26 protein-coding genes, 2 tRNA genes and 2 pseudogenes are annotated in these 24,210 nt (G+C 53.5%); 19 read left to right on the top strand and 11 right to left on the bottom strand.

From position 1 onward, the window contains the following. The first annotated feature begins 1 nt into the window (after window position 1). The 10 genes and pseudogenes from B5F88_RS11250 to B5F88_RS21410 all read left to right on the top strand — a co-directional run bounded on the left by B5F88_RS11250 (window position 2) and on the right by B5F88_RS21410 (window position 5,273). Entirely contained in the window at window positions 2–397 is a 396-nt protein-coding gene (locus tag B5F88_RS11250; RefSeq protein ID WP_087345891.1) for a DUF5655 domain-containing protein, read from the top strand. Between the two features lie 14 nt (window positions 398–411). Next, entirely contained in the window at window positions 412–1,458 is a 1,047-nt protein-coding gene (locus B5F88_RS11245) for an alcohol dehydrogenase (RefSeq protein ID WP_087345888.1), read from the top strand. Window positions 1,459–1,851: 393 nt separating this feature from the next. Beyond that, the gene (locus B5F88_RS11235; protein WP_087345880.1) at window positions 1,852–2,694 is read left to right on the top strand and encodes a DUF2262 domain-containing protein; all 843 of its coding nucleotides are present in this window, start codon (window positions 1,852–1,854) and stop codon (window positions 2,692–2,694) included. 98 nt (window positions 2,695–2,792) lie between these two features. Continuing rightward, entirely contained in the window at window positions 2,793–3,311 is a 519-nt protein-coding gene (locus tag B5F88_RS11230; protein WP_087345877.1) for a hypothetical protein, read from the top strand. Next, window positions 3,304–3,573 (top strand): hypothetical protein, encoded by a 270-nt coding sequence (locus B5F88_RS11225; protein WP_087345874.1) that lies wholly within the window; start codon window positions 3,304–3,306, stop codon window positions 3,571–3,573. The genes B5F88_RS11230 and B5F88_RS11225 overlap by 8 nt, the downstream gene beginning before the upstream one ends. Further along, complete coding sequence (locus tag B5F88_RS11220) at window positions 3,570–3,704, top strand: DUF2262 domain-containing protein (protein ID WP_087345871.1); 135 nt, start codon at window positions 3,570–3,572, stop codon at window positions 3,702–3,704. The genes B5F88_RS11225 and B5F88_RS11220 overlap by 4 nt, the downstream gene beginning before the upstream one ends. Before the next feature lie 153 nt (window positions 3,705–3,857). Next, window positions 3,858–4,184 (top strand): DUF5713 family protein, encoded by a 327-nt coding sequence (locus tag B5F88_RS11215; protein WP_087345868.1) that lies wholly within the window; start codon window positions 3,858–3,860, stop codon window positions 4,182–4,184. A gap of 5 nt (window positions 4,185–4,189) precedes the next feature. Continuing rightward, a pseudogene (locus B5F88_RS21940) lies at window positions 4,190–4,384 on the top strand (DUF4241 domain-containing protein); the annotation flags it as partial. Between the two features lie 308 nt (window positions 4,385–4,692). Next, a pseudogene (locus tag B5F88_RS11200) lies at window positions 4,693–5,020 on the top strand (hypothetical protein); the annotation flags it as partial. A gap of 25 nt (window positions 5,021–5,045) precedes the next feature. Next, window positions 5,046–5,273, top strand: coding sequence for a hypothetical protein (locus tag B5F88_RS21410; protein WP_242959759.1), 228 nt, complete (start codon window positions 5,046–5,048; stop codon window positions 5,271–5,273). Window positions 5,274–5,604: 331 nt separating this feature from the next. Here the strand turns inward: B5F88_RS21410 and B5F88_RS11190 are convergent, their stop codons facing one another. Together B5F88_RS11190 and B5F88_RS11185 are read right to left on the bottom strand one after the other, a co-directional pair. Further along, complete coding sequence (locus B5F88_RS11190) at window positions 5,605–6,645, bottom strand: zinc-ribbon domain-containing protein (RefSeq protein WP_162612169.1); 1,041 nt, start codon at window positions 6,643–6,645, stop codon at window positions 5,605–5,607. A 102-nt stretch (window positions 6,646–6,747) separates the two neighbouring features. Beyond that, a tRNA-Ser gene (locus B5F88_RS11185) sits at window positions 6,748–6,839 on the bottom strand. A 374-nt stretch (window positions 6,840–7,213) separates the two neighbouring features. Here B5F88_RS11185 and B5F88_RS11180 point away from each other — a divergent pair. The 5 genes from B5F88_RS11180 to B5F88_RS11160 all read left to right on the top strand — a co-directional run bounded on the left by B5F88_RS11180 (window position 7,214) and on the right by B5F88_RS11160 (window position 10,710). Then, entirely contained in the window at window positions 7,214–7,576 is a 363-nt protein-coding gene (locus B5F88_RS11180; protein ID WP_242959757.1) for a helix-turn-helix transcriptional regulator, read from the top strand. Between the two features lie 28 nt (window positions 7,577–7,604). Further along, window positions 7,605–8,111: a hypothetical protein gene (locus tag B5F88_RS11175; RefSeq protein ID WP_140402098.1), complete on the top strand. Its 507-nt coding sequence runs from the start codon at window positions 7,605–7,607 to the stop codon at window positions 8,109–8,111. 552 nt (window positions 8,112–8,663) lie between these two features. Continuing rightward, on the top strand, window positions 8,664–9,041 hold the full coding sequence (locus B5F88_RS11170; RefSeq protein ID WP_006354176.1) for a type II toxin-antitoxin system PemK/MazF family toxin: 378 nt from the start codon (window positions 8,664–8,666) through the stop codon (window positions 9,039–9,041). Next, window positions 9,034–9,276: a helix-turn-helix domain-containing protein gene (locus tag B5F88_RS11165; protein ID WP_006354177.1), complete on the top strand. Its 243-nt coding sequence runs from the start codon at window positions 9,034–9,036 to the stop codon at window positions 9,274–9,276. The genes B5F88_RS11170 and B5F88_RS11165 overlap by 8 nt, the downstream gene beginning before the upstream one ends. A gap of 147 nt (window positions 9,277–9,423) precedes the next feature. Continuing rightward, the gene (locus B5F88_RS11160; RefSeq protein WP_242959755.1) at window positions 9,424–10,710 is read left to right on the top strand and encodes a site-specific integrase; all 1,287 of its coding nucleotides are present in this window, start codon (window positions 9,424–9,426) and stop codon (window positions 10,708–10,710) included. 40 nt (window positions 10,711–10,750) lie between these two features. On the opposite strand, the gene B5F88_RS11155 is transcribed toward B5F88_RS11160, so the two are convergent. Beyond that, window positions 10,751–10,844, bottom strand: a tRNA-Ser gene (locus B5F88_RS11155). An 872-nt stretch (window positions 10,845–11,716) separates the two neighbouring features. Between B5F88_RS11155 and B5F88_RS11150 the strand changes: the two genes are divergently transcribed. Both B5F88_RS11150 and B5F88_RS11145 read left to right on the top strand, forming a co-directional pair. Then, window positions 11,717–12,286, top strand: coding sequence for a xanthine phosphoribosyltransferase (locus B5F88_RS11150; RefSeq protein ID WP_087345847.1), 570 nt, complete (start codon window positions 11,717–11,719; stop codon window positions 12,284–12,286). Window positions 12,287–12,301: 15 nt separating this feature from the next. Further along, window positions 12,302–12,700, top strand: a complete 399-nt coding sequence (locus B5F88_RS11145) for a PaaI family thioesterase (protein ID WP_087345844.1) — start codon at window positions 12,302–12,304, stop codon at window positions 12,698–12,700. Between the two features lie 162 nt (window positions 12,701–12,862). Here B5F88_RS11145 and B5F88_RS11140 read toward each other — a convergent pair whose 3' ends face one another. From B5F88_RS11140 to B5F88_RS11125, 4 genes are read right to left on the bottom strand one after another with little or no spacing between them, the layout of a single operon-like run. Next, window positions 12,863–13,648, bottom strand: a complete 786-nt coding sequence (locus B5F88_RS11140) for a hypothetical protein (protein WP_087345841.1) — start codon at window positions 13,646–13,648, stop codon at window positions 12,863–12,865. Between the two features lie 18 nt (window positions 13,649–13,666). Continuing rightward, window positions 13,667–14,263, bottom strand: a complete 597-nt coding sequence (locus B5F88_RS11135) for a hypothetical protein (protein WP_087345838.1) — start codon at window positions 14,261–14,263, stop codon at window positions 13,667–13,669. Then, the gene (locus B5F88_RS11130; RefSeq protein ID WP_087345835.1) at window positions 14,260–14,988 is read right to left on the bottom strand and encodes a hypothetical protein; all 729 of its coding nucleotides are present in this window, start codon (window positions 14,986–14,988) and stop codon (window positions 14,260–14,262) included. The genes B5F88_RS11135 and B5F88_RS11130 overlap by 4 nt, the downstream gene beginning before the upstream one ends. An 18-nt stretch (window positions 14,989–15,006) precedes the next feature. Continuing rightward, window positions 15,007–15,999, bottom strand: coding sequence for a LacI family DNA-binding transcriptional regulator (locus tag B5F88_RS11125; protein ID WP_242959753.1), 993 nt, complete (start codon window positions 15,997–15,999; stop codon window positions 15,007–15,009). A 450-nt stretch (window positions 16,000–16,449) separates the two neighbouring features. Between B5F88_RS11125 and B5F88_RS11120 the strand changes: the two genes are divergently transcribed. Together B5F88_RS11120 and B5F88_RS11115 are read left to right on the top strand one after the other, a co-directional pair. Further along, window positions 16,450–17,334, top strand: a complete 885-nt coding sequence (locus B5F88_RS11120; protein ID WP_242959752.1) for an ABC transporter permease subunit — start codon at window positions 16,450–16,452, stop codon at window positions 17,332–17,334. Between the two features lie 12 nt (window positions 17,335–17,346). Further along, entirely contained in the window at window positions 17,347–17,868 is a 522-nt protein-coding gene (locus B5F88_RS11115; protein WP_242959750.1) for a hypothetical protein, read from the top strand. A 94-nt stretch (window positions 17,869–17,962) separates the two neighbouring features. On the opposite strand, the gene B5F88_RS11110 is transcribed toward B5F88_RS11115, so the two are convergent. From B5F88_RS11110 to B5F88_RS11095, 4 genes are all read right to left on the bottom strand, one after another. After that, a complete protein-coding gene (locus B5F88_RS11110) occupies window positions 17,963–19,348 on the bottom strand; it encodes a TIGR00366 family protein (RefSeq protein ID WP_087345825.1) in 1,386 nt (461 codons plus the stop codon). Window positions 19,349–19,385: 37 nt separating this feature from the next. Then, the gene (locus B5F88_RS11105) at window positions 19,386–20,609 is read right to left on the bottom strand and encodes a M20 family metallopeptidase (protein ID WP_207758041.1); all 1,224 of its coding nucleotides are present in this window, start codon (window positions 20,607–20,609) and stop codon (window positions 19,386–19,388) included. A 37-nt stretch (window positions 20,610–20,646) separates the two neighbouring features. Beyond that, window positions 20,647–22,230, bottom strand: coding sequence for an amidohydrolase (locus B5F88_RS11100; RefSeq protein WP_087345821.1), 1,584 nt, complete (start codon window positions 22,228–22,230; stop codon window positions 20,647–20,649). A gap of 211 nt (window positions 22,231–22,441) precedes the next feature. Continuing rightward, window positions 22,442–23,791 (bottom strand): sigma 54-interacting transcriptional regulator, encoded by a 1,350-nt coding sequence (locus tag B5F88_RS11095; protein WP_242959748.1) that lies wholly within the window; start codon window positions 23,789–23,791, stop codon window positions 22,442–22,444. Window positions 23,792–24,210 lie beyond the last annotated feature (419 nt).

The raw sequence follows: 24,210 nt of genomic DNA, 5'->3' as shown, positions 1-24,210 counted from the left end.
TATGGAAACTTCGCCTTATTATGCGGCCGACCTGGGGCTCTATTTTACCGGCCGCCCCCTGGAGCTGGCTCTCTATGAAGCGCTGCTCCACGCCATGGACACCGCCTTTCCCAATGGGCGGGTCAAGGTTCAAAAAAGCCAGATCAGTTTTTACGGCCGCCATCTGTTCGCCGCCGCCGCCCTGCCTGTCCGCCGGAAAAAGGATTGGCCGGAACACTGTCTCCTGGTCACCTTTGGGTTGGAGTATCCCCTGTCCTCCCCCCGCATTGCGGTGGCCACAGAGCCATACCCCAACCGCTGGACCCACCATGTGGTGGTTGCCCGGCCGGAGGACGTGGACGAGGAACTGCTGGGCTGGCTGGAGGAGGCCTGGACCTTTTCTGAGCACAAACGTTGAAGGGAGCATAGGTTATGCTGGCTTATACGTATACGGCGCCAGGGCAATTTGCCCTGCTGGAGAAACCCAAGCCCACGCTGCGGGAGCCCACCGATGCCCTGGTGCGGGTCACCCTCGCCAGCATCTGCACCAGCGACCTGCACATCAAGCACGGCTCCGTACCCCGGGCAGTTCCCGGGATCACGGTGGGCCATGAGATGGTGGGCGTGGTGGAAGCCGTGGGGCGGGACGTTCAGACGCTGCGCCCCGGCGACCGGGTCGCCGTCAATGTGGAGACCTTTTGCGGGGACTGCTTTTTCTGCCGGCACGGCTGGGTCAACAACTGCACCCATCCCGACGGCGGCTGGGCGCTGGGCTGCCGGATCGACGGCGGACAGGCCGAATATGTCCGGGTTCCGTTCGCCGAGCAGGGGCTGACCCCTATCCCTGACGGTGTATCTGATCGGCAGGCCCTGTTTGTGGGGGATATTCTGGCCACCGGCTATTGGGCGGCGGAGATCTCCGAAATCGGACCGGAGGACACTGTGCTGATCCTGGGCGCGGGTCCCACAGGTCTTTGTACCCTCCAATGCGTCCTGCTGCATCATCCCCGGCAGGTGATTGTGTGCGAGTCTGACCCACAGCGCTTGGCCTTTGTGCAGCGGCATCACCCCCAGGTGCTGGCCGTACCGCCGGAGCAGCTCCACGCCTGTGTGGCTGCGCACAGCGCCAACGGCGGCGCGGATGTGGTGCTGGAGGTAGCGGGCAGCCCCGATACCTTCCGCATGGCCTGGGAATGTGCCCGGCCCAATGCCATTGTGACAGTAGTGGCCCTTTACGACGCTCCGCAGATCCTTCCGCTGCCGGAGATGTACGGCAAAAATCTGACCTTCAAAACCGGAGGCGTGGATGGGTGCCGCTGCGGCGAGATCCTGGCTCACATCGCCGCCGGCAGGCTGGATACCACTCCCCTGCTCACCCATACCTATCCCCTGGAAAAGATCGAAGAGGCATACCGTCTGTTTGAATCTCACAGGGACGGCGTCATGAAGGTTGCCATTACCTGCACCGGAGCGCCATAACATCATTTGTCCAAATTGTGCCCTGCCAGCAGCTGCTATTTGAGTATGATTATCATTGAAGAGGTTATATGATGAGGGCAAATCCGGCGCGGTCACGCACTGCATCTTTGATATACGAGAAAATCATCTTGTCTGTGGAGGAAACCACATCTGGTTGTAGATGTGGCTCTTCCCTTGCGGCCTTTTCACGCCCTGCGTCAGCCTGTCCAAAGGGCAGGCTGACGCAGGGCGTTTTTCTATTTGCAGAAAGGAGTCAGAAATGATGCTTTGAAGTACGCCTGCGCCGGCTGCGAGGATGTGAACACCTGAGAAGATAATATGCGATGGAACGCCTTTTCTCCCCAAGCATTTGCGGGAGCGGTGTGAGCAGGTTTTCATTGATGGGAGGATACCATGAAAAAGAGAAAAATCAAGGACTTTATTGCCTTATATGCCCCGGAAGATGAAGAAAAGCTGGTGTTGATCCAGAGCGGCACCAGTGCGGATAAAACCTTTCTGGATACCTTTTGGACGGCGCATACCCATGCCCTCGCCATGGCGGATGCCACAACAGGCCAGGTGATCTCCGGCCCCTGCTACCTGAGCTGGCCCCTTACAGACAAAGACCAAGAAGCCGGCGAGTATTCCAAGCGTTTTGCCAAGGGCAAGGTCTACCGGGTCAAAGCCCGGAGCTGGAAAGGCGATGCGCTCAGCGAACCAAGGTGGTATGTCACGGAGGTACTGGAAGAAATCGTGCCCTGCCCGGCATTGGAGAAGATCTGGGCGGAGTACACCAAACCCGTTGTCCTGGAGGACGAAGTGCTGGGAACCCTCACGCTGGATCGTGAGATGAGCTTTTTCCTCGGAACCTGCCGGTGGATGGAAAAGCAAGTCCAGATTCTGCTGGATGTGGATATGGAAAACAAAGCATCCTGGACCCGTGTCAGAAATGTGATGAAACAACTGGTGGCAGACCAAGAGTCTTGGGACAAATCCCTGCGGGCAATGGCCGCCCAGAAACTTACCACCCTGTCCAACGAGTGGCTGGCAGACAATGACCAGATTGACCGGGACCCGAAAAAAGACCCCATTACTGAGGAGGAGTTCGCCCGGCGTATCCAGCTCACCGAGTTTTCCGCTTCTCCCTCCGGCCGTTTTACCGCCTGGTATGAGGATGATGATATGTTCTGGGGCCATGTGATCACCGTGTATGGAACGCTGAAAAAAGGCCCCATTGATGCTGATATGCAGGGATAAGGCGGGAAGGAACTCTGAATAAGCACGGGTTCCTGTGGATTTTGGTAATCTGACCGTTAAGGAAACCGCCATTGCGATATAGAGGAAGGAACAACAAGATGGATCTGAAGGACTGGCGCTTTTGCTCCCAAGAAGATGGCACCATCTCCCTCCACGACTGCGTCATGGACCACGTAGAATGGGAGAAAGATGGCCTATGGCTGATTTTTGAGGATGGGTTCAATGTCACAAAGAACAATTCACTGAATCCCACCGGGCGGCACCGGCTTACCGGAAAGGCCGCTGTATTTTTGAAATCTGGCTCTTACCTGGAGGGCGCCTGGAACCGGAACTGCACTTGGCAGGCGTCGGCTCATTCTGAGCCAATCCCCTTGCAGGAGATCCCCATCCAGCGGGAACAGTTTGCAGAGTGGTCGCCGGAGGTGCTGGACTTCGCCTGGGAGCCAGAAAAGCGGCGTCTTTCCATAACTGCAATCGACGGTGTTGGATATTGTGAGATCAACTTCTCCTGTGAGGAACTGTGGTTCTGTTGGAATGAACTTCCAAAGGACGCATGGTTCCAGGACTGGCCGAAAGAAGTCAGGAAACGACAACAAAAGCAGGTACCTTATGTGTAAAACCACATATCTTGACCATTGGGAAACCATTCCGGAGGCAGCTGCCACGATCTGTGGCCATGACACGCCCAAACTGTGGGCCCTGCTCCAAAGCAGGCTGGATCTCAACAGCCCCACCGAAAGCAGCAAGTACATCAAACTTGTGCCGCTGGAAATCGCGGTTTTTCAGAAGGAATACCACACCAGGCGGTGGGATAAGGAGGACGGCGACATGACGTTTAAAGAGTTCTATGAGAGGAGTTTGCCCGGCGGATCAGTATGATCGACCTGACTGTCACCTCCGGCGGCAGCTTCATCGCCTATTTTGACTGCGACGAGATGTTCTCCGACCATATGGTGGGCATCTATGACTCCTTGAAAAAGGGTGTCAAAAATGCTGACATTGAAGGGTAACGAGAAACAGATGGGTAACATTATGTTTTAAACAAAAGATTTATCAGAGTGGCCCTATACAGACCGCCTGAAGAGCTTTTGCAAAGGGCTGGCGTTGGGTTTCCGACGCCCTCAGTATCCCTACAGGCGAGCACAAAGAAAGGAGCAAGACCTATGAAAGCATTTGACCCGGATTATAAGCTGCTGAACGAGATGTATCAGGACGAATACTACCCCGATTTCTTGGTAGATAAGGTAAAGGACGCGCTTCAGAAGGTCATCGATCTGCTGGAAAACGGCGAGACCGACACCGAAGTGGTGCAGGAAACGCTGGATGAGGTGGTCTGCGCCATCAATGACCTTCAGGAGGAATTTGATAAGAACGACAGCGAGATCGAAACGGTGGCCCGGGACTGTATCGGCGTTACCGTGTCCTACATTCTGGAGTGGTTCAACATTCCTATTGACACCGAGGATGCCATTCGGGAAAGAGACTGGTGAGACCTATGGCAGAAAAAGAACTGGTGCTTTGTGAGGAGTGCGGCAGCCTGTTTTTCAGAGACTCCTCACCGATGATGGGACTGTGCCCAGAATGTGCCCATATTCTCTATGGTTACCCAAATTGTCCCCATTATTTCCAGAATGGCCGGTGTGTGAACTGCTACTGGGACGGCTCTAAAAGTGATTACATCAAATATTTAGAAGAAGATTGAATCGAAATCAGGCTGGTGAAAACTATGGCGATTGGAGATATGTTCGGGGATCTGTGCAAAATCGACATTCTGGCAAAAAGCGCGAAACCGATGAAGTGTGAATGGAAGGTCACGTTCTGGCACGAGAGGCTGACAGACAACTATTTGTCCGTCTCGCCTGTCAGATCAAATATAGAATGCTTACTGTTATATCTGCGGCTTATAATTGGAGAAGTGCAAGAAAGCAGCCCCGAGATAAAAGCGCTTATGAGCAAAGGTATCATATCGGGCTAATCTGAAACGGAGAAATACAGAATGTGGAATGGCCAAAACGGGTGCGGACATCGGATTGGGCAAGCAGTATTCCAACCCTGGATGGAGAGAAGACGTTTGAGATCCCAGAACTGACCATGGCCTTTATGGAGCGGCTGGCCGGTTACACCCTGGTAAGTTTTCACGTAAAAGGCTATCCGGTAACCGATGACCTGCTCTCCCCTTTTGCCGGGCATAAAAGCATGGCCAACTTCGGCGTGGAGGAAGGTGCGCTCACCGACGCCTGTTTTCCTGTTTTTTCGCTATGCCCAAGCGCGCTATCTGCTGTTGGACGGCAACGCCGCCATCCACGGCAGCGGCCTGTCCGCCTTGTAAGTCTGCACAAGGATGTGAGTTTATGCGCCGAATGGTCGATGAACCCTATTTTACCCATAGTGCCTACAGCGCCCACACCACCGGCATCCAGGTGAAATGTCCCAAGTGCCACGGCGCAGGTGTGGTGACAGCGGATGAGGATAACATCGATTACATCCTGTTCCATTCACACGATGACCGACTGAAGTCTGCCACTCATATCCACAGGAGTGGCACTTCCGCCAAACCTTTAGATCTGAGCCTAATGTGACCATATCAGGTGTTAAATCCTCATTTTTTATAGGATGCCATTCCTTTGCCAGATCGGGACGCAGTACGGCCAGAGACTTTTCTGTTAAAGGGGTAGCATATTTCATGATTTTAAACTGATCCTTCTGAAGATCTATAGCCACAGTACTATGGACATGAGAGGGGATTTTTCTGCTCCAGAAGTTTGCTGATGGATCAATCTGATCCATCAGATAGCGAATCAATTGCTCTAAATTTTTTCGATTGTCCAGTTTCTCCGTATGATATACCATATCTGCAGTTAGTGGTGTTCCATCCTGCATTTCCTCTTTAATACGAATCAATTTGATTCCTTACTCAGAGCATAAACGGTATTTTTCTTGTTCACTCTTCTGCTTGTTTTTGTGCCAGTAAGATCCATCATACTCAATAGCCAATTGAAGAGAAGGGATGTAAATATCCAGTTCCATCCGCCCCGGCAGAATGTCGCTGCACCGGCTGATTGCATCCGGATATATTTGCTTGATATAGTAAAATACCGCTTGTTCCGCAAAAGATGTCTGACGGCCAGAATTGCAGTCTGGACAATTGGTGCCGTGCCCGCGATGCATCACACTGGCTTTATATGAATGTCCGCGTGGACACAGCCACCATACCTTTTTTCCGCTTCCAATTGTTACCTGCTGCGGCGTCAGAGTTCCATTTGCCGTGGGATGCCATTCCTTTGCCAATTCTGGATAGACGGTTGCCAGATCATTTTTTCCAGGTACCACCACTTTATTTGTGCAGCAAGGACATCCTCGCCCCAGTATAATTCGATTGCTGATTTTTGCCTTCCATGAGTAGCCACAAACAGGACACTTCCAGTATACCGATTGATTGCTGGAGGGAGAACACTGTTCCGGTAAAAGTTTTCCATTTTTCTCATAGTCCCACTGAGATGCTATGTCAAAGTCAGCAACTGAACCAGAACTTTTTAAAATGGTTTCTGTCCTTACAACTGCTCTGCGTAGTTTTGCACATTTGGGACACCCCGTTTTTCGTTGCGTCCGTTGGCGGATACTGGCTTTCCATCTGTGTCCGCACACAGAACATTTCCAGCATACAGTTTTAGTACTTCCTGGGACAATGTCCAATATATCAATATTTCTATTTCCTTCAAAATCCCATTCTTTAGCCAGATCCGGAAAGAGCGTTGGTAAGTCATTGTAACCAATCCAAACTCGCTTGTTTGAACAAAAGGGACATTTCTTTCCGTTTACTCTCTTATAAATTACTTCTTCCCAAGAGTGGCCTTTTCCACATTTCCAATGCGCTGTTTTATTGCTACCGCAAGTCAGTTTATCTGGATCCAATCCAAGTTTTGTGTTCTCCTCGAAGTCCCATTCAGCCATGAGATCAGAATTCTGAGATATATAATTTGCCATCTCATCGCCCCGACTTTCAAATTAATTTGATGTAGTAAAAGGCTCCGGAAACAGGTGCTTCCGGAGCCTTGGCGGAGGTGAAGAGATTCGAACTCTTGCGCCAGCGAAGCCGACCTACCGGATTTCGAATCCGGACCCTTCAACCACTTGGGTACACCTCCATTTATTGAAAATCGGTCGCCCGATTTACAACCTGCTTATTCACTTTTCGGGAAAACTGTTAGCATTCTGTTAGCGTTTTACATTTTTTGCGTTTTTTCCGAATCCTGCAATCCCTTGCGGCACAAGGATTTGCGGTTTTTTACCGTGCCTTCATGAGTGACGATTTCGAGTCGTTGGAACGTAGTGTCCTCCCGTGGATTTTAAGCTCCTCTGTGAGCATTTCAGAACGCCGCAATCCCTTGCAATTCCTGGGTTTTCAGCGTTTTTCCCTGCCAAATCAGGGACTTGGGGTTTTGCCCCGTCAGAGCAGGTTTTCGGGAAAACTGTGAGCATGGTGTGAGCGCCGGGCCGTATTGACCCCCCTGTTGACATCATGTGGAAGACCGGAATACCGTTTCGAGAAATCGCCTCCCACGGACTGACCGTGAGCAGAGTTTGCTCCACGTATCTGCTGCACGAAGCGGACATCAGTAAGTTCACAGAGGCCGCGGACAAGGTGATTCAGGAAAATCTCGGTGAGGGCGAGACGAACCTAAAGCGCATCCGCAGAGCAAACGGCTTTTCCCAAAAGCAGCTTGCGGAAGTCTCCGGTGTCGCACTGCGGATGATCCAACTGTATGAGCAGAGACAAAACGACATCAACAAGGCACAGGCATCCACCTTGAGCGCACTGGCCAAGTCTTTGAATTGTCGGTTGGAAGATTTGATGGAGCCGCAGATTGCAATCAGCAACTGAGCAGCGCCTCATGGAGGTGATTCTATTCATGGGTAAGCGGATAAAAGCGAACCTCTATACAGAAACCAAAATTATCTGGAATGGCTATGAGCACCTTGCTGTGCGGAATGATGATGGTACCTTGTTTTCACAGGGACACTATAAAACGCATATCCTTCCTGCAGACCTACCGGAGTGGTATGTGTATGGACGATACTACAGAAACTTTGGCTACCTCTCTGCCAAAGGTGTAAGGCACTTACATTACCACCCGAATTTTATCACGAATCATTTTCTGAAAGATGACATCCTCTTTATCTCATATAGTGAGAAAATTATTCTGAACGAGGATGTGCTAAAAATAGCGGGATATGATGAGCGCATATGTGGCTCTGAAATTATTGCGTTCGTAATCGCTGCCGAGAAATATTCTGAGTACGATGTCTCAGAAATCAAGGAGGCAATCAAAAATAAGAGTCAGTGGCTGAAGGAACATTTCCCGGACGACTACGAACGGGAAGTCGGATGTCAGCCTTTGTTTCAGGAGTCTGTATAAGTGTATTTTAACAGCGTCTGCGAGAAATCGCAGGCGCTGTTTTCGTCTCTGCAATAACCCCCGTCCTTCGTCCCCCGTCCGCCCGCAGGCGCGTTTTTGCCGCCCAGGAGGGGCACACCCCTATACGGACATGATGAGCAGATCCCACCTGATTATCATAATTGGTCTTGCATACAATCCTGTCCTGTATGAGCGAGTAACGGCAGCCTGTAAAAACCGGGCAGCACCCGGCGCGGCCATGACCGGAAAGGGGCATAATGGTACTCCTGTCCAGCCACAGCCCTGCTTAAGATCAGAGTAGTCCATAACATTTGGAAACCATCTGGTTGCAGGATCACGCAATGGGGGCAGCTCGGAGAGATCCTCGGAGGGGTGAGATTCCCGTGGGCCGGTTCGCTGCCGGTCACTGATGACTTCCCAATATGTGCGGGGTGTCAAGGACAAATGGCACATAACAAGAAAACAAATCGGATTTTGTATTTCGCCGGAAATGGGGCAGGTCTTATGGCCTGCCCCGTTTTCCGGCTTACTTAATATTCAGGAGGTCAGTTTATGCGAAAGGCTATCCGGCGTGGCGATCTGTTCTATGCAGACCTGAACCCGGTGGTCGGCTCCGAGCAAGGCGGCATCCGCCCTGTCCTTGTTATCCAAAATGATGTGGGGAATCACTTTAGTCCTACCGTTGTTGCAGCAGCCATCACCAGCAGAAAAGCGAAGAACAGTCTGCCTACCCATATCCTACTTGAGAATGTGCCGGGGCTTGCGCCTACCTCTCTGCTTCTGTTGGAACAACTGCGGACAATAGACCGGAAGCGGCTCCGTGGTTACATTGGGCGTATCAGTAAAGAAAAAATGCTGGAGGTAGATGCAGCCCTGGCAATCAGCATCGGCATAGGATACCCCAACGAAAGGAGGACTCACAATGTATGAAAATGACGGCGGCCTACTCTCTCCCAGAGATGCCTACCGATTGATGTTAAAAGACTACCCGGATGTGATGGACATTGGTCAAATGTGTGAGGCGCTTGGCGTCAGTACAAAAACCGGGTACAAGTTACTTAAAGATGGGAAAATTGAGTACCTTAAAATTGGACGGGCTTACCGCATCCCCAAAGCCCACATTCTTCGTTATTTGAAAATCACCTGCTCCACTTTTGCGGAGTAGCAGGCTATGGTGTCGATCTTCACCGGATAGACGCAGAAAGTTAACAATTCTGACGCGGATTTACCTGGAGTTTTGTTCTGTCCGATGATACAATAAAGGTGTCATTGGTAGGTGAACTCAATACCGCAAAAGGAGGAACAGATCAGTATGCCAGCGGTACACCTGCAAGAAAACAGCAAACTAATCTCCGGCCATGTGGCCGAGAAAAAAGGGTATCTCTATTGGGTTCTAAACCTTACCGATGAGAACGGTAAGAGAAAGCCCAAATGGATTCCCACCCATAAGAAAGTCAAGGGCAATAAGACCTGGGCAAACAATATGCTTCCCACCATCCGAAAAGAATGGACGGAAAAGCTGCTTCAGGAGACTACGGCCTCACAGCAGTCGGCTTCTCCGTCTGGCCCGTCATCCGCAGCGATTTCCTTTGTGGATTTCCTGTACCAGTGGCTTGAGTACAAGTACAAGTCTGCTACCGGACGGGTGATGGACAGCAAGCCCATTGAACTCTCGACCTATTCGGGATACGAACAACAGCTTAACAACCCCATCGCCCCGTATTTCCGAGAGCATCCTGTCGCCCTTTGTGACCTTACCAAACAAGATATTCTCGCTTTTTATGAGAAAGAATTGGAACGGGTCAAGCCGACCACCGTTAAACATTACCACGCTCTGATTCATGGGGCGTTGAATTATGCGGTTGACAAAAATCTGATTCCAAGCAATCCGGCTGACCGGATTATCATTTCCAAGCCTGAACCCTTCAAGGGTGACTACTACCTGGATTCGGAAGTCCTGAATCTGTTTGAAGTTATCAAGGGGCATAAGATCGAGCTGGTAGTTCTACTGACTGCTTTTTACGGCCTGCGCCGCAGTGAGGTTATCGGTTTGAAATGGAGTGCCTTTGACTTCAACCATAACTGCTTCTCCATTCGGCATACGGTAACAACCTGCAATGTAAAGGGAGAGCGGGTCACGATTAAGAAGGACAAGGCAAAGAACAAATCCAGTCTGCGGACTTATCCATTGATTCCTTTTTTGAAAGAACGGTTGCTGGAGGCCAAGAAACAGCAGGAAGAAAATCGCAAGCTGTGCGGGCGCGCCTACAACAAAGAATATCTGGGATATGTCTGTGTCGATGTGATTGGCAATCTCATTAAACCCAACTATGTGTCCTCGACCTTTGGGAAGTTGCTTGCCAAGAACAATTTACGGCACATTCGTTTCCACGATCTTCGCCATACCTGTGCCTCGCTTTTGCTGGCTAACGGTGTTCCGATGGAACAGGTAAAAGAATGGCTGGGACACAGTGAGATTTCAACAACGGTGGATATTTACGGGCATCTGCAATATGCCACGAAAAAACAATCCGCCGCAGCCATTGAGCAGGACATTGTGGCGCCCATGCTGCAAAACCTATCGGCGGTTTCTCCATAAAAAGGAAAGAGGTCTACCAGCTTTTCGCTGGCAGACCTCATGGCGGAGATGGAGAGATTCGAACTCTCGCGCCGGTTTTGAGCCGACCTACCGCATTTCGAGTGCGGACCCTTCAACCGCTTGGGTACATCTCCAAATTTATGTTATATCCCTGGTCCCGACCCGCCGACCAATTCAGCCGGTGGAAATCGGGAAGAACAACAGGATAGAACAAGCAACATTATTCAATTTGAACTCGGCTGGAACCCGCATGGTTCCAAGGGTTTCAGCCGTTTGGCACTCCGCATAGGAAACCTGATTTCGAATCATTACACCAACTTGGATGATGATGGAAAATCAGGGACGATAGCGGTAACTACGGAACCCCAAAACACACCTCTCAAAGTGGCCTTCAGATGGCTGCTCTCATTATAGCCATTTTCCCGCAAAATTCAAGCCGTGGAAACAGGGCAGAACAACAGGATAGAACAGACCCCATTTCACGATTTGAACTTGCCCGCAAACCCGCATGATTACTGGCTTTTCGGTGGTGTGGACTTCCAAACTGGAAACATGATTTCGAGTCGAGCTCGTTATGACCGCTTCGATACGTCTCCATTTAGAAAATATTCAGTTTTTGGCGCAGATAACATGATTTCGAGTGCGGACCCTTCAACCACTTGGGTACATCTCCAAATCGGTCACTCCCACAGGCGCTCCATCCTCATTCCGGAGAGAATTGGAGAGAACTGTTGGAGAGAACTACGCAGGGATCAGTGAGTAAAAAAACTGGAAACAGCTAAAAATCAATCACTTCTCGCGGACAAAGCAACCTAAGCCCCCATCCATTTCGAGTCAGCCCCGTTATGACCACTTCGATACCGCTGCAAATATAGAAAGTTGTTGAAACAAGATCGCCTGCACTAGGATACCGTATTTTTATGCGCTTGTCAATATTGCATGGCAATATAAAATGAGATATAATAAATAAAAATGCCTATTCCTTTTGGCAGTAGAAAGGAGCTCTATGGACGAATTAAAGCGGCGCATTCTCAGCGACGCAGTCGTTGGTGAAGGCGATATCATTCATGTGGACATGTTCCTCAACCACTGCATGGACATGGGGCTGATGGAACGAATGGGGAACGCGCTGTCAAAGCGCTTTCGTGGCGAGCGGATCACCAAGGTGTTGACGGCTGAAAGCTCGGGGATCGCCCTTGCGTGTTTCACCGCACGGGCACTCGGCGTTCCGGTACTGTATGCGAAAAAATTTCAAACCGGATATATTGACCCTGACGTTTATTCTGCTGACACCCATTCCTTTTCCTTGGATAAATCCTACACGCTTCGTGTTTCCAAACGATACCTCACTTCTGATGATCTGGTACTTCTGGTAGACGATATTCTGTCTAATGGCCAAACCATGCTGAGCCTGCTGGAGTTGGTTTCCAAGGCCGGCGGTGAGACCGCCGGCGTAGGCGTCGCAATCGAAAAGTCCATGCGTGAAGGTGGCAAAGTCTTGCGCCGTATGGGAATTCGTGTGGAGGCATTGGCAACCGTAGATCATGTAGAAGGCAATAAAATTATACTGGCATAGTAAAGGAATGTTGTTATGATATCCGAAGAAGCATTTCAGTCCGTTGCCCGCGCAAACGCATTTGCCATTCACAACAATGTCATCATAAGACAGTTGGAGCTTGGAAAGGCAGAAGCTCAGCTGACCATGGGACCAGCTCATCTAAACCCCTATGGCAAACTCCACGGCGGCGCCTACTATACCCTGGCCGATTGTGCGGGCGGAACTGCCTGCCGTACCGATGGCAGAAAATATGTGACTCTGGACGGAACGGTCCATTTTATTCATTCAGCTGAGCAGGGTGTGGTAACTGCCTCCGCTACAGTCCTGCACTATGGACGCACGACAGCGTTGGTATCAGTCACCATTACCGATGAGAATGGAACGCTTCTGGCCACGGGAGAATTTACCTTTTTCTGTCTTGGGGACGCATAAATGGGCCAAAGTTCAGGGAAGATCTTAGCATCCCCTCCTCCTCTTCATAAAAAACGCCAGGAAATCGTTTTCTTATACCTGCAAAATGAAAGTAGACACTCACAAAAGTGTGAGTGTCTACTTTCATTTTTTGAGAGGCTGGAATCCATGTATTCACAAGGCTTAAGAACATGCCTCTGAGCTGGGGCGTGACCCGGAATGAGCCGCTCGGAACTGTTCCTCAATCCCAAGTTCCTTATCCATCTGTTCGTAAATGAGAATCTGAGATAAAAAGGTGATGTACCACAGCCCCAGAAATGGAAGCAACAGCAGGGTCCATGGAGCCAAAAGCACGTAAATCAGGATATAAACGACCTGCAAAAGGGTTACCCCCGCCATCCGCCAGAAATATTTTGCCGTAAACAGAATCATATTTCGCATACGGTTCAAAGTGGTCTGGCGGAACAGAACCAGCTGGGGCCAGTAAAGGGTGTTGAGCAGAAGAAACAGGGCTCCAGAGAACAGGTACAGGGCAAGCGTGCCCGGTGTTTGAGGCGCCACAGACCACCAGAACAGGGCCGCCATAAAGGCGTACATACCAATGAACAAGCCCGTAATCGCCCCAGAAAGCAGACTTTCTCTGCCATTTTGCCGCCAGCTCTTCAGCCAGGACATCCGCCAACGCTCTGGCGCGTCCCGTAATCCACGGAGGATGCCGTCGTAGAGTCCTGCCAGGAAGGGGCCCCAGATCATCCCACCCAGGATAGACAAGGGGATCAGGAGCAGAATACTGCTGGACAGGATAGCATATCCGATACCCGCCGCCAGAGGAAGGGCGCCCAGCATGGTGAGCAGATTGAGCTTGAGCCAGGAAAAGGCGTGCCGGGAGAGCAGCTGCTTATATCGGTTGAATCCCACCTGGCGCACATCGGGATCATCGTACGGATCCTCACGGACAAATAAACCCACAACACTTCCTCCCTTCGTTCACAAACTATAATGGCAGCCATTCAAAAATTGGAGCAGAATCTCCCGTTCCTGTCCGGTAAAATCCTGCCGGCAAGCCAGCTCGGCGCTGACGGCGTATGTCCCGCAAATCGCAAAGGCCGACACCCCCCTGCTATAAGGGTTGGTCTCCGAGCCGCACTCATAGGCCAGCAGAGTATACTCCTGGCCATTGCAGGTCTCGTTCCAGGTCTCTGTTACCGTATAGGTCTCCTGCTGCCGGGTGATCCACTCCTCTTGATTTTTCCGGGCATAGGTCTCATCCGCACATCCCACCGCAAGCAGATAGAGCTGGGCGTCATAGACCTCCACATCCTCGCCGTCCTCGTTGGTGTAGCCGGTGGGCTTCCCCGCCACCCAGGCGGCATAGTAGATATCTTCCCCGGTCAGTACGGAATAATTGTTTAACAGAGAAAAGCCGTTTCCCGGCTCCTCCACGCCCAGCACAGACCCAAGCATGGTCCAATTGGGATCCCACAGCGTCCCGTCATTGGCCTGCTCGGGATACCGGCTGCATCCGTTCAATCCCAGCAGACCTGTCATCAAGAGCAGCGTGGCCCCATATTTCCACCATCTCACTGTTCGCTTCCCTCCGTGATCACGGTCCAAAGCGCGTCGCATTCCTCAGAATAGGAACAAGTACGCTCCGTCCAGAATCCCCGGCGAGCCACGAAAAGCGAAGCGAGCCGCTCCTGGCTGTCTCCGTGGATCTTCTGGTTCAGGACTTCCTCCGTATACTCTCCCAAAGGCAGCGCCCGGAGGGCCTGGCATTCGGACCAGGAGAGATAACAGCTTTCATAGTCCTGTTCTGTCTCTTCCGGCAGGCTACCGTCCAAACGGCGGAGAATATGATAGGCCTCCTGAAAAGCCTCCGGGTCCTCCAACAGGAAAAAATAGCTGTCGCAGGCGTTTAGATCGGCCATCAGCTTCGTGCTGCCCGCATAGGCGTACACAGCCTCCTCACCGGAGCCGCCCCCTGTCACATACTGATTTAAGCGGACCACCACCTGGCCGTCGCCGTTACAGTCAGTCCCCAGCTCCGCCAGAGCGTTTTCCAAGGCAGCCGCTGTATCCTCCGGCAGGGCGGCAGAAGCAACATAGGCCACCTGATAGTCTGGCAAAACCTGCCCGATCCCCAGGACTCTGGCCCCCAGATAGACTCCCAGGGCAAGCAGCCCTACCCCCAGAAGGATATGCCATTTATGATAGTACCACCAGTTTGCCCGTCTCTGCCGGGGTGTCAATTCCACCGTCTGCTCTGGATGAACATCCAGATATTTCCATTTGAGATACTCGCTGGCCATACGCCGACCTCCCTACTTTTAAACTGGGTCTTGGGTTGTACCGCCGGGCGCATAGCTCACCGGCAAGCAGATAAGGCTGGGCAGATCGCTTTTGTCCCCTTTTAGGAGAATATCCACGCAGGTCTCAGCCAGGAGAGGAATGGGCTGGACAATGGTGGAGCACTCAGGCGCGCGGCCCATGTGGATGGCCGTTCCGTCAAAGCCAATGAGCTGTACATCCCGAGGGGCGTGGATCCCCAGCTCTGAAAGCATTTTTTGAATCTCCAGCGTCAGGACATCGGTACAGCAGAAAATACCGTCATAATCCAGATGTCCCTGGTGAATATGGGTCTGCAAAAACGTCCGAAAGGGCTCATACCCGTCGCTGTCGCACAGATAGAGGGTGTCATATTCCACCCCAGCTCCACGGCAAAAGGTCTCAAATCCGTTCCGCCGCTTCTCCGACTCCCCTGCTACGGGAGAGCCGATACGCAGAAACAGCAGCCGCCCGCAGCCCAGCTCCACCAGCTTTTTGGCTGCCAGCTGCCCGCCGCCAAAATTGTCCGAGGCCACACAGGGAACGTCGGGGCTCACATAGCGGTCAAAGCTGACAAAGGGGACCTTGTCCGCCACCTGCAGGTCCGGATTATAGGTCAGCCCGATGATCCCGTCCACCTGGTTCTGCTGGGCCATGTGGATATACCGCTGCTCAGCCGCCGGATCAAAGTCAGTGATGGACAAAAACATCCGATAGCCCCGCTTGGTCAATGCCTGGCAGAGATTCTGGGCCAGGAGCGCAAAGAAGGGGTTGATGATATTGGGCAGCACCACCGCCACCGTATAGGTCCGGTTGGTCTTCAACCCCCGGGCATAGCTATTGACCTGGTAGCCCAACCGCTCGGCTGCCGCCAATACCCGACGGCGGTAGTCCTCGCCTACCGAGCCATTGTTGAACACCTTGGACACTGTCCCCAGTGCCACGCCCGCCTCCTGGGCCACATCTTTCATCGTCGGAGCGGAACCCCGTCTCATCTGTATCACCGCCTTTTATGGTGTGAAACGTATCACAGATATTCCATGGAATTTCATAAAGATAACTTCATTATATACGTGAAACGTTTTTTTGCAAGCTCTTTTTTAGGTTTTTATTTCCTTTTTGATTCTCCTCTCAGATTGCACAAAAAACCGTCTACTTTTTTATAGAGAACAGAGAAGCGCAAAAATGATGTTCAATCTCCTTGACACAACCAGAAAACACGGCGTATGATTGGTTTAAATTTAAGCGTAACGTTTCACCCTGTTATCCGGGGTGTTCTTTTCTCTCTCGCTGTGAAACGTTACACTTCGAAATATGGTTACATTTGCACGGGATCAGATAAAACAAAACGCAGATATAAGGCCATAACGCTAAACAGGGAGTGAGACAATGTGAGTCAACCATACAAACCCGTGTCAGGAGTCCTTCCCCCACGCGGAAAACCTTTGAGCCGTCAAATTTTGGACAACTGGCAGCTCTACCTGCTCTTGTTGATCCCGGTGGTACTGACCATCATCTACAAGTATATCCCCATGTACGGCATTCAGATTGCCTTCCGGGACTTTAAAGCCAGTCGGGGCTATACAGGCAGTCAGTGGGTGGGTCTATATTGGTTTGAGCGATTTTTCAGCTCTCCCACCTGCGTCCGGATGATCAAAAATACGGTTCTCATCAGCCTGTACAGTCTGCTGTGGACCTTCCCCATTCCCATTATTTTATCTCTGATTATCAATCAACTCCGTTTCCAGCGCTACAAGCGGCTGGTCCAGACGGTCCTGTATGCGCCCCACTTTATTTCCATCATGGTGGTCTGCGGCATGCTGCGCATCTTCCTGAGCCCCTCCGGCGGGCTCATCAATCTGATATTTGGCACCAGCATTGATTTTCTGACGGAGTCCTCCGCCTTCCGCACCATCTACATCGCCTCTGGTATCTGGCAGGACGCCGGCTGGGGCTGCATCATCTATCTGGCCACCCTGGCCAATGTGGACCCAAGGCTTTACGAAGCGGCAAAAATCGACGGCGCCTCCGTATTTCAGCGCATCAAGAACATCGACCTGCCGGAGCTGCTGCCCATGGCTATCCTGAACCTGATCATGGCGGCGGGCGGACTGATGAATGTTGGTTTTGAGAAGGTTTGGCTTCTCCAGACCGATCTGAACAAGGCTACCAGCGATGTCATCGCCGTATATGTCTATCAGCAGGGTATCGAAAGCGCCAAGTACAGTTACTCCACGGCTGTGGGACTGTTCAACACGGCGGTCAATATCATTTTGCTGCTCATCGTCAACAAGATCGCGTCCAAGGCCTCGGACGTGGAATTTGTATAGGGGGTGGAGTGCTTGAAAAAAAGGATTGGATTTTCCGAGCGCACCAGCGATATTATTTTGGTGGTGATCACCGCGGTGGTGCTGCTCATTGTGGCCTACCCCCTCTACTATGTTCTGATCGCCTCTGTCTCCGACCCCTATGATGTCTATGCCGGAAAGACCTTCCTGTTCCCCAGCGGCTTCACGCTGGACGGATATATGGCGGTTTTTCAGGACCCCAACATCCTCTCCGGATTTTTCAACTCGGTAAAATACACCGTGATTGGCACAATATTTTCTGTGACCATGCTCTACATTACCGCCTATCCCATGGCCCAGCGGGACCTTCCGGGACGAAAATTCCTGAGTATCTTTTTCCTGATCACCATGTACTTTGGCGGCGGCCTGGTCCCCACCTATCTGGTGGTAAAGAGTACCGGGCTGGTGGGCAGCATGTGGTCCCTGTTCTTGCCGGGAGGTGTGGCTGTGGGCAACATGATCATTGTGCGCAACTACTTCCAGAACAGCATCCCCTATGATTCCATTTTTCCATAGCAAGGCCCCCTGATGTAGTCTATTTTCCTACATCAGGGGGCCTTTTGTCACTATCCCTTTTTACCGGACCGGTTCACAACTCCTTTTCCGGAATTCAGAAGGGTCCGTAGCCGATCTGGTTGGCAACGACAACAAGGGCGAAGCCAGCCGCGATCAGGCAGACATAAATCTTCCAGGCAAACTTGAACCAATGGCCGTAGTCCATGTCGCACAGGGACAGAGCCAGCAGAGCGGAGGTGGGCCAGAAGGTGTTGGTGAAGCCGTCGCCGTACTGGTAGGCCAGCACCATAACCTGCTGGTTGATACCCAGGACCTGGCCCATGGGCTGAAGAATGGGCATCAGAACCACAGCCTTGCCGGAACCGGAGCCAACAAAGAAGTTGAAGGCGGTGACGAACACATAGACTACCAGCAGAGTAATGACCGGGCTCTTGCCGTCCAGCACGTCGGCCATGGCGTGGATGATGGTGTCGGTGATGTTGCCCTCGGTGAGGATCACGGACACGGCGCGGCTCAGGCCGATGACCATGGTGGGAGCCACCACGCCGGCCATGCCCTTGCCAAACTCGACGCAGGCCTGGGAGACGTTGGTGCGGGAGATAATGACCGCCAGAATGGTTACAGGGAAATAGATGGCGGTGATCTCAGGCAGACCCCACTTCCACAGCAGGGAGCCCACCACGGAGATGACAATGGTAACCAGGAAGGCCAGGATGATGACGATCCGGCCGGCGGTGAACTGCAGGCCCTCCTCGAACTCCATGGGTGCGGTCTGCTCCTGAAGGTAATTCTCGCCCATCACGCTGTTCTTGGGGTCCTTCTTGATCTTGATGCAGTAGCGGGTCAGGAAGAACAGAGCGATCACATAGAAGATCACCAGGCCCACGGCGCGGAAACCGATACCGGAGTACATGGGCAGACCCACCAGAGTCTGCGCCACGCCGGTGGTGTAGGGGTTGACCATGCCGCAGGTGAAACCGACGGCGGTGGACAGCAGGATAATAGCGGTGCCCACCATTTTGTCATAGCCCAATGTGATGAACAGAGAAATAATGATGGGATAGAAGGGGTAAAGGGCGTCCAGGTAACCGATGACCCCCAGGCCGGTGAACAGGGTGAAGAACAGGATCACCATGGCCAGGCCCTTGCCATTGGCTTTGCGGATCAGGGTCTGGATTCCGGCAGAAAACGCGCCGGTATACTGGATGATCTGGATGCAGCCGCTGATGAGCAGCACAGCGCCGATGATGCTGGAACTCTCAACCACGCCCTGATGGATGGCGGTGAAGAAGCCCAGAAAGCCAACAGGGGTTTGCTCGGCATAGGTGAAGCTGTCGGGGTCTACCGCGTTATCCACGCGGACATAGCTGCCGGCAGGCACCACATAGGTCATGATGGCGACCAGCAGCATCAGGATCAAAATAACTGCGTACACGTGGGGCAAACTAAAGCCCTTTTTCTTTTGCAGTGTCTTTCCCATTCTCAGGTCCTCCTCTATTTTACCAGCTTGGAGTGTTTTACTTGTCCGCCTTGCTCTTGAGCCACTTTACCGCGCTGTTGGCCAGAATGGCGGTGCCGATGGCAAAGGCGCTCTCGTCCAGCACCATGTTGGGATTGTGCAGGGGGTAACCGTCGGGGGAGCCTGCGCCCATAAAGGCATAGAAGCCGGGCACATGGCGGGTCACATGGCCGAAGTCCTCGGCGCCCTTCATGGGGGGCACAGGCTTCACGTTCTCTTCCCCCAGAATCTCGGCGGCGAAGGGGACGATCTCCGCAGAGAAGTCCGGGTCGCACACGGTGCTGGGGGTCTTGAGCACCCTCACATCGTAGGTGCCCCGCCAGGCCTTAATGTAATGCTCCAGGATCTCGGGGATGCGCTCGATCAGGTGGTCGTAGGCCTCCGGGCTGAGGGTTCGGAAGGACACCATGATCTCCGCGGTGTCCGGGATGATGTTGGAGGCCCGGCCGCCGTTGAGGGCGCCCACCGTCATGGTGGCAAAGGCCTCGGGGTCCACCTCCCGGGGAATGAGCATGTTCAGCGCAGAGCACACCTGGGTGGCGATATTCACCGGGTCGATGGTCTTCTGGGGCTCGGAGGAGTGGCCGCCCTTGCCCTGAATACTGACGATGAAGGTGGCCATGGCGCCGGAGGCCACGCCGGGAGAGTAGTTCAGCTTGCCCACCTCCACCTGAGAGCCCACATGGAGGGCCATGGCCGCGTCCACCTTGGGGTTTTCCAGCAGACCGTCGTCCACCATGGTGCGGGAGCCGTAACCCATCTCCTCGCCGGGCTGGAACATCAGCTTCACAGTACCGGGCAGTTCATCCTCCATATCCTTCAGGATCTGAGCCGCGCCCAGCAGCATGGCGGCATGGGCATCGTGGCCGCACATGTGAGCGGTGTTTCCCTTGGAGGCAAAATCCAGGCCGGTGGTCTCCTCCATGGGGAGGCCGTCCATATCGGCCCGCAACAGGATGCAGGGGCCGCCCTTACCGATGAGGCCCACCACACCGGTGGATTCAGGGGCGTCGGGATACCCGGCAAACACCATCTTCTCCCGCTCCTCCTTGGTGTGGACGCCGCAGTCATGATTAGGTATGCCCATCTCAGTCAGCCGCTTTTTCACATATTCCGCCGTTTTGGGGGTATACACGCCCACCTCGGGGATCTGGTGCAGACAGCGCCGGTCGGCGATGATCTGCGCCTCGATGGCTCGGGCCTTTTCCAGCATCTCATTCATAGGGAGCTCTCCTTTCTATGCCACGCGGCTGCCCGCGTTATGCCTGATATACGGTAACTCCGTTGAGCACGGTCTCCAGTACTCTGACCTGGGGGAACTGGCTGGGCTCGGTGTGAAACAGATCCTGCTCCAGCACCACCAGATCGGCCTGCCTGCCCACCTCCAGGGTGCCCCGGACCGCCTCGTCCCGGCTGGGCCAGGCGGCGTCAGAGGTGAAGAGGCGGACAGCCTGCTCCACAGTGAGGGCCTGCTCGGGCAGATAGGTCTTGGTGCCCGTCCGGTTCTGTCGGGTGATGGCGGAGCGCATGTTGTCCAGCACGTTGAAGGGCTCCACCGGGCAGTCGGAGCCGCCGCTGACCCGCAGGCCCAGATCCAGCATGGCCTTCCAGTTGTAGCAGTCCCTGGAGTGCTCCTCCCCCACCCGCTCGGCAATGATATTCATGTCGGCGTCGATGAAGATGGGCTGGATATAGGCCTGGAGGCCCAGCGCCTTCATCCGCTCCAGCAGCGCGGGGGTGGTGGTCTGGGCATGGACGATGCCGTGGCGGTGATCCGGCCAGGGATTGGCCTTCTCCGCCTGCTCCATAGCGTCGCACACCTTCTTCAGTGCCAGGTCGCCGATGGCGTGGACCGCCACATCCATATGGACGTCGTGAGCGGCCTGGATGCGGTGGCACAGCTCTTCCTCCGTATAAATCGGAATACCGTGGTTGTCCCGCTCGTCCACATAGCCGTCGATCATCTCGGCGGATTTGGCGCCCAGAGAGCCGTCCTGGAGCAGCTTGCGGGGGCCGGTGCGGAACAGGCTGGTCCGGTCGGCCGGATCGCTGCGCACACCCTTGAGCCGCTCAAAGTCCTCGGGCTCCACCAGGCACTGCTCGTACACCCGTACGGTCAGCTCTCCGTCGGCCTCCATCTCCCGGTAAATGCCGATGAGCCGGATGGGGTCCATGCCGGCAATGGCCATCAGGTCATCGGAGTGGACGCAGGTGATGCCGGCGGCGTTCAGTTCCCTCTGCCCTTCCCGGATCAGCTGCTTCACATAGGCGTCGTCGGCCTGGGGCAGCACGTCCATATAGAGCCGGGCGGCGTTCTCCCGCAGGATGCCGTTTTCAAAGTCCACCAGAGCCATGACCTCGGGCTCCACATGCTTTAAGGCACGGATCTTTTCCAGCATTACCGTGTTGCAGGCGGCAATGTGAATGCAGGTACGCAGCATACACACCGGGATGTCGGTGGAGATGCGGTCCATATCCTCTTTGGTCAGCAGCCGCCCCTCCTCCATGGTCTCCTGGTTCCAGCCCATGCCGATGAGGTAATCGGGGTGCTCTGCGTCAATGCGGGCCTTGCAGCGCTCCACCACCTCGTCGATGGTCTTTACCCCGAGCAGGGGCACGTTCCGCCGGAACATGGCGTAGTGGAGCAGGTGCATGTGGGTGTCGTTGAAGCCGGGCAGCACCGCGGCCCCCTTCAGATCCACCGTTTCATCCCACTGCTGGGCCAGCGCCTCCTGGCTTGTTCCCAGAAATACGATCTTGCCATCCTGAGTACCGATGGCCTCATAGCGGCTCATGGAGCCATCCATTGATGTGACTGCGCCGTTGTAGCGGAGTTTTCGCATATCTATCTTCCTTTCTCGCCGTTGCTTTGTTTTGCCTTTTATATTGGCAAGCCATGTGCCAACTCTTTGACTGCGGCGCAAAAAAGCTGTTCTCTCCGCCTTTTGTACCGGAAAGAGGGTCTTTTCCCCCTTCATTGGGCGAACAGAACAGCTTTTCTGTTGGATAGATCTGTCACATAATGACGCAAAATTTTTTGCGGCGCAAAATTTCTTACAGGTTAAATTTTTGCAGTCTGTACTTCAGATTCTGCCGGGATACCCCCAGCAGGCGGGCTGCCTGGGAGATAGAGCTGGACTGGGCCATGGCTCTGCGCACCAGCTCCCGCTCATACTGCTCCAGAGCCTGGGGCAGCGAAAAGCCATCTTCGATGGTATCCCCGCCGGCAGGCTCCTGGTCCAGCTCCATCAGCCCCTGATCCAGGATGTCCGTCATATGGTCCATCATCAGCATCTCGGACCGCGCGGAGACGTAGGCGCCTTCCACCACGTTCTGCAGCTCCCGCACATTGCCCGGCCAGCTGTACTGCTCCAGGCGGCGCAGGGCCTGCTCACTGATGCCCCGGATATCCCGCTTCATCTTCTGATTATAGCACTCGATAAAGTGGCGGGTCAGCAGGGCGATATCCCCCTTCCGCTTACGCAGCGGCGGCAGGGTAATGCGCACCACGCCCAGCCGGTAATACAGGTCCTCCCGGAGGCGGTGCTCCCGGATCAGCTTGGCCGGGTCCTCGTTGACCGCCGCCACGATGCGCACATCAAAGGGAATATCCCGGCTGCCACCCAGGCGGCGCACCTTCTTCTCCTCCAATACCTTTAACAATTTGGCCTGGAGGCCAATCTCCATGGAGTTGATCTCATCCAAAAAGAGGCTGCCTCCGTCGGCCTCCTCCAGCAGTCCCTTCCGGGTCAGCGCGCCGGTGTAGCTGCCCTTCTCCGTTCCAAAGAACAGGCTTTCCAGCAGATTGGAGGGAATGGCGGCGCAGTTCTGGGAGACAAAGGGCTTGCCGGAGCGTTTTCCCTCACTGTGGAGGGACTCGGCCACCAGTTCCTTGCCCGTGCCCGTCTCCCCGTAGATAAGCACCGAGGAGTCCAGGGGCGCCACATTCCGGATACGCTCCTTCAGGGTCAGCATAGCCGTGTCCTGGGTGATGATATGGTCCAGGGTGTACAGTCCCCCGCTGTCTCCACGGATCACCCGCTGATCAATGGCGTGGTACTTGGAGGAGTCCACCACACACTCCACCTGCCCGTCCACTACGATGGGAATGGTGGTGGACTCCAGCAGTACCCGCTGGCCCCGCCGGTTGTTGATGTCCTGCAACACATTATAAGTAGCTTTACCCGTCTTGAGGGCCTGCAGAATGGTGCTGCTGTCCTCGTCCAGTTCGGGATAAAGCTCCAGAATATGGCACCCCTCCGTCTCCTGAGAGCACCAGTAGCTGTCCAGCGAGATACGGTGATACTCTACTATCCCATTTCGGTTTACAATCACAATACCGTCGGTGTCCTCACAAAGACGCACCACCTCGCCGATCTGATCCAAAACCCGTTTTTGAATCAATACGCCGTCCCTCCCATTGCAATTTACAATAGATTTATGAAAGAGGCAGAAAAAGAGTCCGGGGAGACCAATTTCCTCGGACGCTTATGGGGTGTTAACCTCCTTTTTCGTGAGATGAAAAAAGGCCAGACCTCCCGGCCTGGCCAGCTAAAAAAATTCCCCCTTTCGTTTTAGTATTAAGTCAGCACCACTCCTTTCCAAAACCGGGCCATGAAAAAAACGCCGCCTTTTCCTTGAAAAAAGCGACGTTTTAGTGTAGGCTGGCTCGGTTTTTGTTGTGATTTATGATTATGCCTTTGTAAAGAAACCTAAGGTTTTTGTGAGCATAGAGGGCAGACAGCGTGGGGAGGCTACGGAGCTTGTCAACATTCTTTCCGGTGACTCGGCTGAAATCAAAGTTGTCAAAGGTCTTGGGGACC

The sequence above is a fragment of the Flavonifractor sp. An306 genome (assembly GCF_002159455.1).
GTDB lineage: Bacteria > Bacillota > Clostridia > Oscillospirales > Oscillospiraceae > Flavonifractor.
This window is presented reverse-complemented; position numbering and strand designations above follow the sequence as displayed.

What these genes read in the sequence shown, in the direction of transcription:
- B5F88_RS11225 (WP_087345874.1), top strand. Translation starts at nt 3,304, where the DNA reads ATGTGTAAAACCACATATCTTGACCATTGGGAAACCATTCCGGAGGCA.
- B5F88_RS11230 (WP_087345877.1), top strand. Translation starts at nt 2,793, where the DNA reads ATGGATCTGAAGGACTGGCGCTTTTGCTCCCAAGAAGATGGCACCATC.
- B5F88_RS11165 (WP_006354177.1), top strand. Translation starts at nt 9,034, where the DNA reads ATGTATGAAAATGACGGCGGCCTACTCTCTCCCAGAGATGCCTACCGA.
- B5F88_RS11235 (WP_087345880.1), top strand. Translation starts at nt 1,852, where the DNA reads ATGAAAAAGAGAAAAATCAAGGACTTTATTGCCTTATATGCCCCGGAA.
- B5F88_RS11125 (WP_242959753.1), bottom strand. Translation starts at nt 15,999, where the DNA reads ATGAGACGGGGTTCCGCTCCGACGATGAAAGATGTGGCCCAGGAGGCG.
- B5F88_RS11250 (WP_087345891.1), top strand. Translation starts at nt 2, where the DNA reads ATGGAAACTTCGCCTTATTATGCGGCCGACCTGGGGCTCTATTTTACC.
- B5F88_RS11145 (WP_087345844.1), top strand. Translation starts at nt 12,302, where the DNA reads ATGATATCCGAAGAAGCATTTCAGTCCGTTGCCCGCGCAAACGCATTT.
- B5F88_RS11180 (WP_242959757.1), top strand. Translation starts at nt 7,214, where the DNA reads ATGTGGAAGACCGGAATACCGTTTCGAGAAATCGCCTCCCACGGACTG.
- B5F88_RS11100 (WP_087345821.1), bottom strand. Translation starts at nt 22,230, where the DNA reads ATGCGAAAACTCCGCTACAACGGCGCAGTCACATCAATGGATGGCTCC.
- B5F88_RS11130 (WP_087345835.1), bottom strand. Translation starts at nt 14,988, where the DNA reads ATGGCCAGCGAGTATCTCAAATGGAAATATCTGGATGTTCATCCAGAG.
- B5F88_RS11245 (WP_087345888.1), top strand. Translation starts at nt 412, where the DNA reads ATGCTGGCTTATACGTATACGGCGCCAGGGCAATTTGCCCTGCTGGAG.
- B5F88_RS11110 (WP_087345825.1), bottom strand. Translation starts at nt 19,348, where the DNA reads ATGGGAAAGACACTGCAAAAGAAAAAGGGCTTTAGTTTGCCCCACGTG.
- B5F88_RS21410 (WP_242959759.1), top strand. Translation starts at nt 5,046, where the DNA reads ATGCGCCGAATGGTCGATGAACCCTATTTTACCCATAGTGCCTACAGC.
- B5F88_RS11190 (WP_162612169.1), bottom strand. Translation starts at nt 6,645, where the DNA reads ATGGCTGAATGGGACTTCGAGGAGAACACAAAACTTGGATTGGATCCA.
- B5F88_RS11175 (WP_140402098.1), top strand. Translation starts at nt 7,605, where the DNA reads ATGGGTAAGCGGATAAAAGCGAACCTCTATACAGAAACCAAAATTATC.
- B5F88_RS11105 (WP_207758041.1), bottom strand. Translation starts at nt 20,609, where the DNA reads ATGAATGAGATGCTGGAAAAGGCCCGAGCCATCGAGGCGCAGATCATC.
- B5F88_RS11150 (WP_087345847.1), top strand. Translation starts at nt 11,717, where the DNA reads ATGGACGAATTAAAGCGGCGCATTCTCAGCGACGCAGTCGTTGGTGAA.
- B5F88_RS11215 (WP_087345868.1), top strand. Translation starts at nt 3,858, where the DNA reads ATGAAAGCATTTGACCCGGATTATAAGCTGCTGAACGAGATGTATCAG.
- B5F88_RS11160 (WP_242959755.1), top strand. Translation starts at nt 9,424, where the DNA reads ATGCCAGCGGTACACCTGCAAGAAAACAGCAAACTAATCTCCGGCCAT.
- B5F88_RS11220 (WP_087345871.1), top strand. Translation starts at nt 3,570, where the DNA reads ATGATCGACCTGACTGTCACCTCCGGCGGCAGCTTCATCGCCTATTTT.
- B5F88_RS11170 (WP_006354176.1), top strand. Translation starts at nt 8,664, where the DNA reads ATGCGAAAGGCTATCCGGCGTGGCGATCTGTTCTATGCAGACCTGAAC.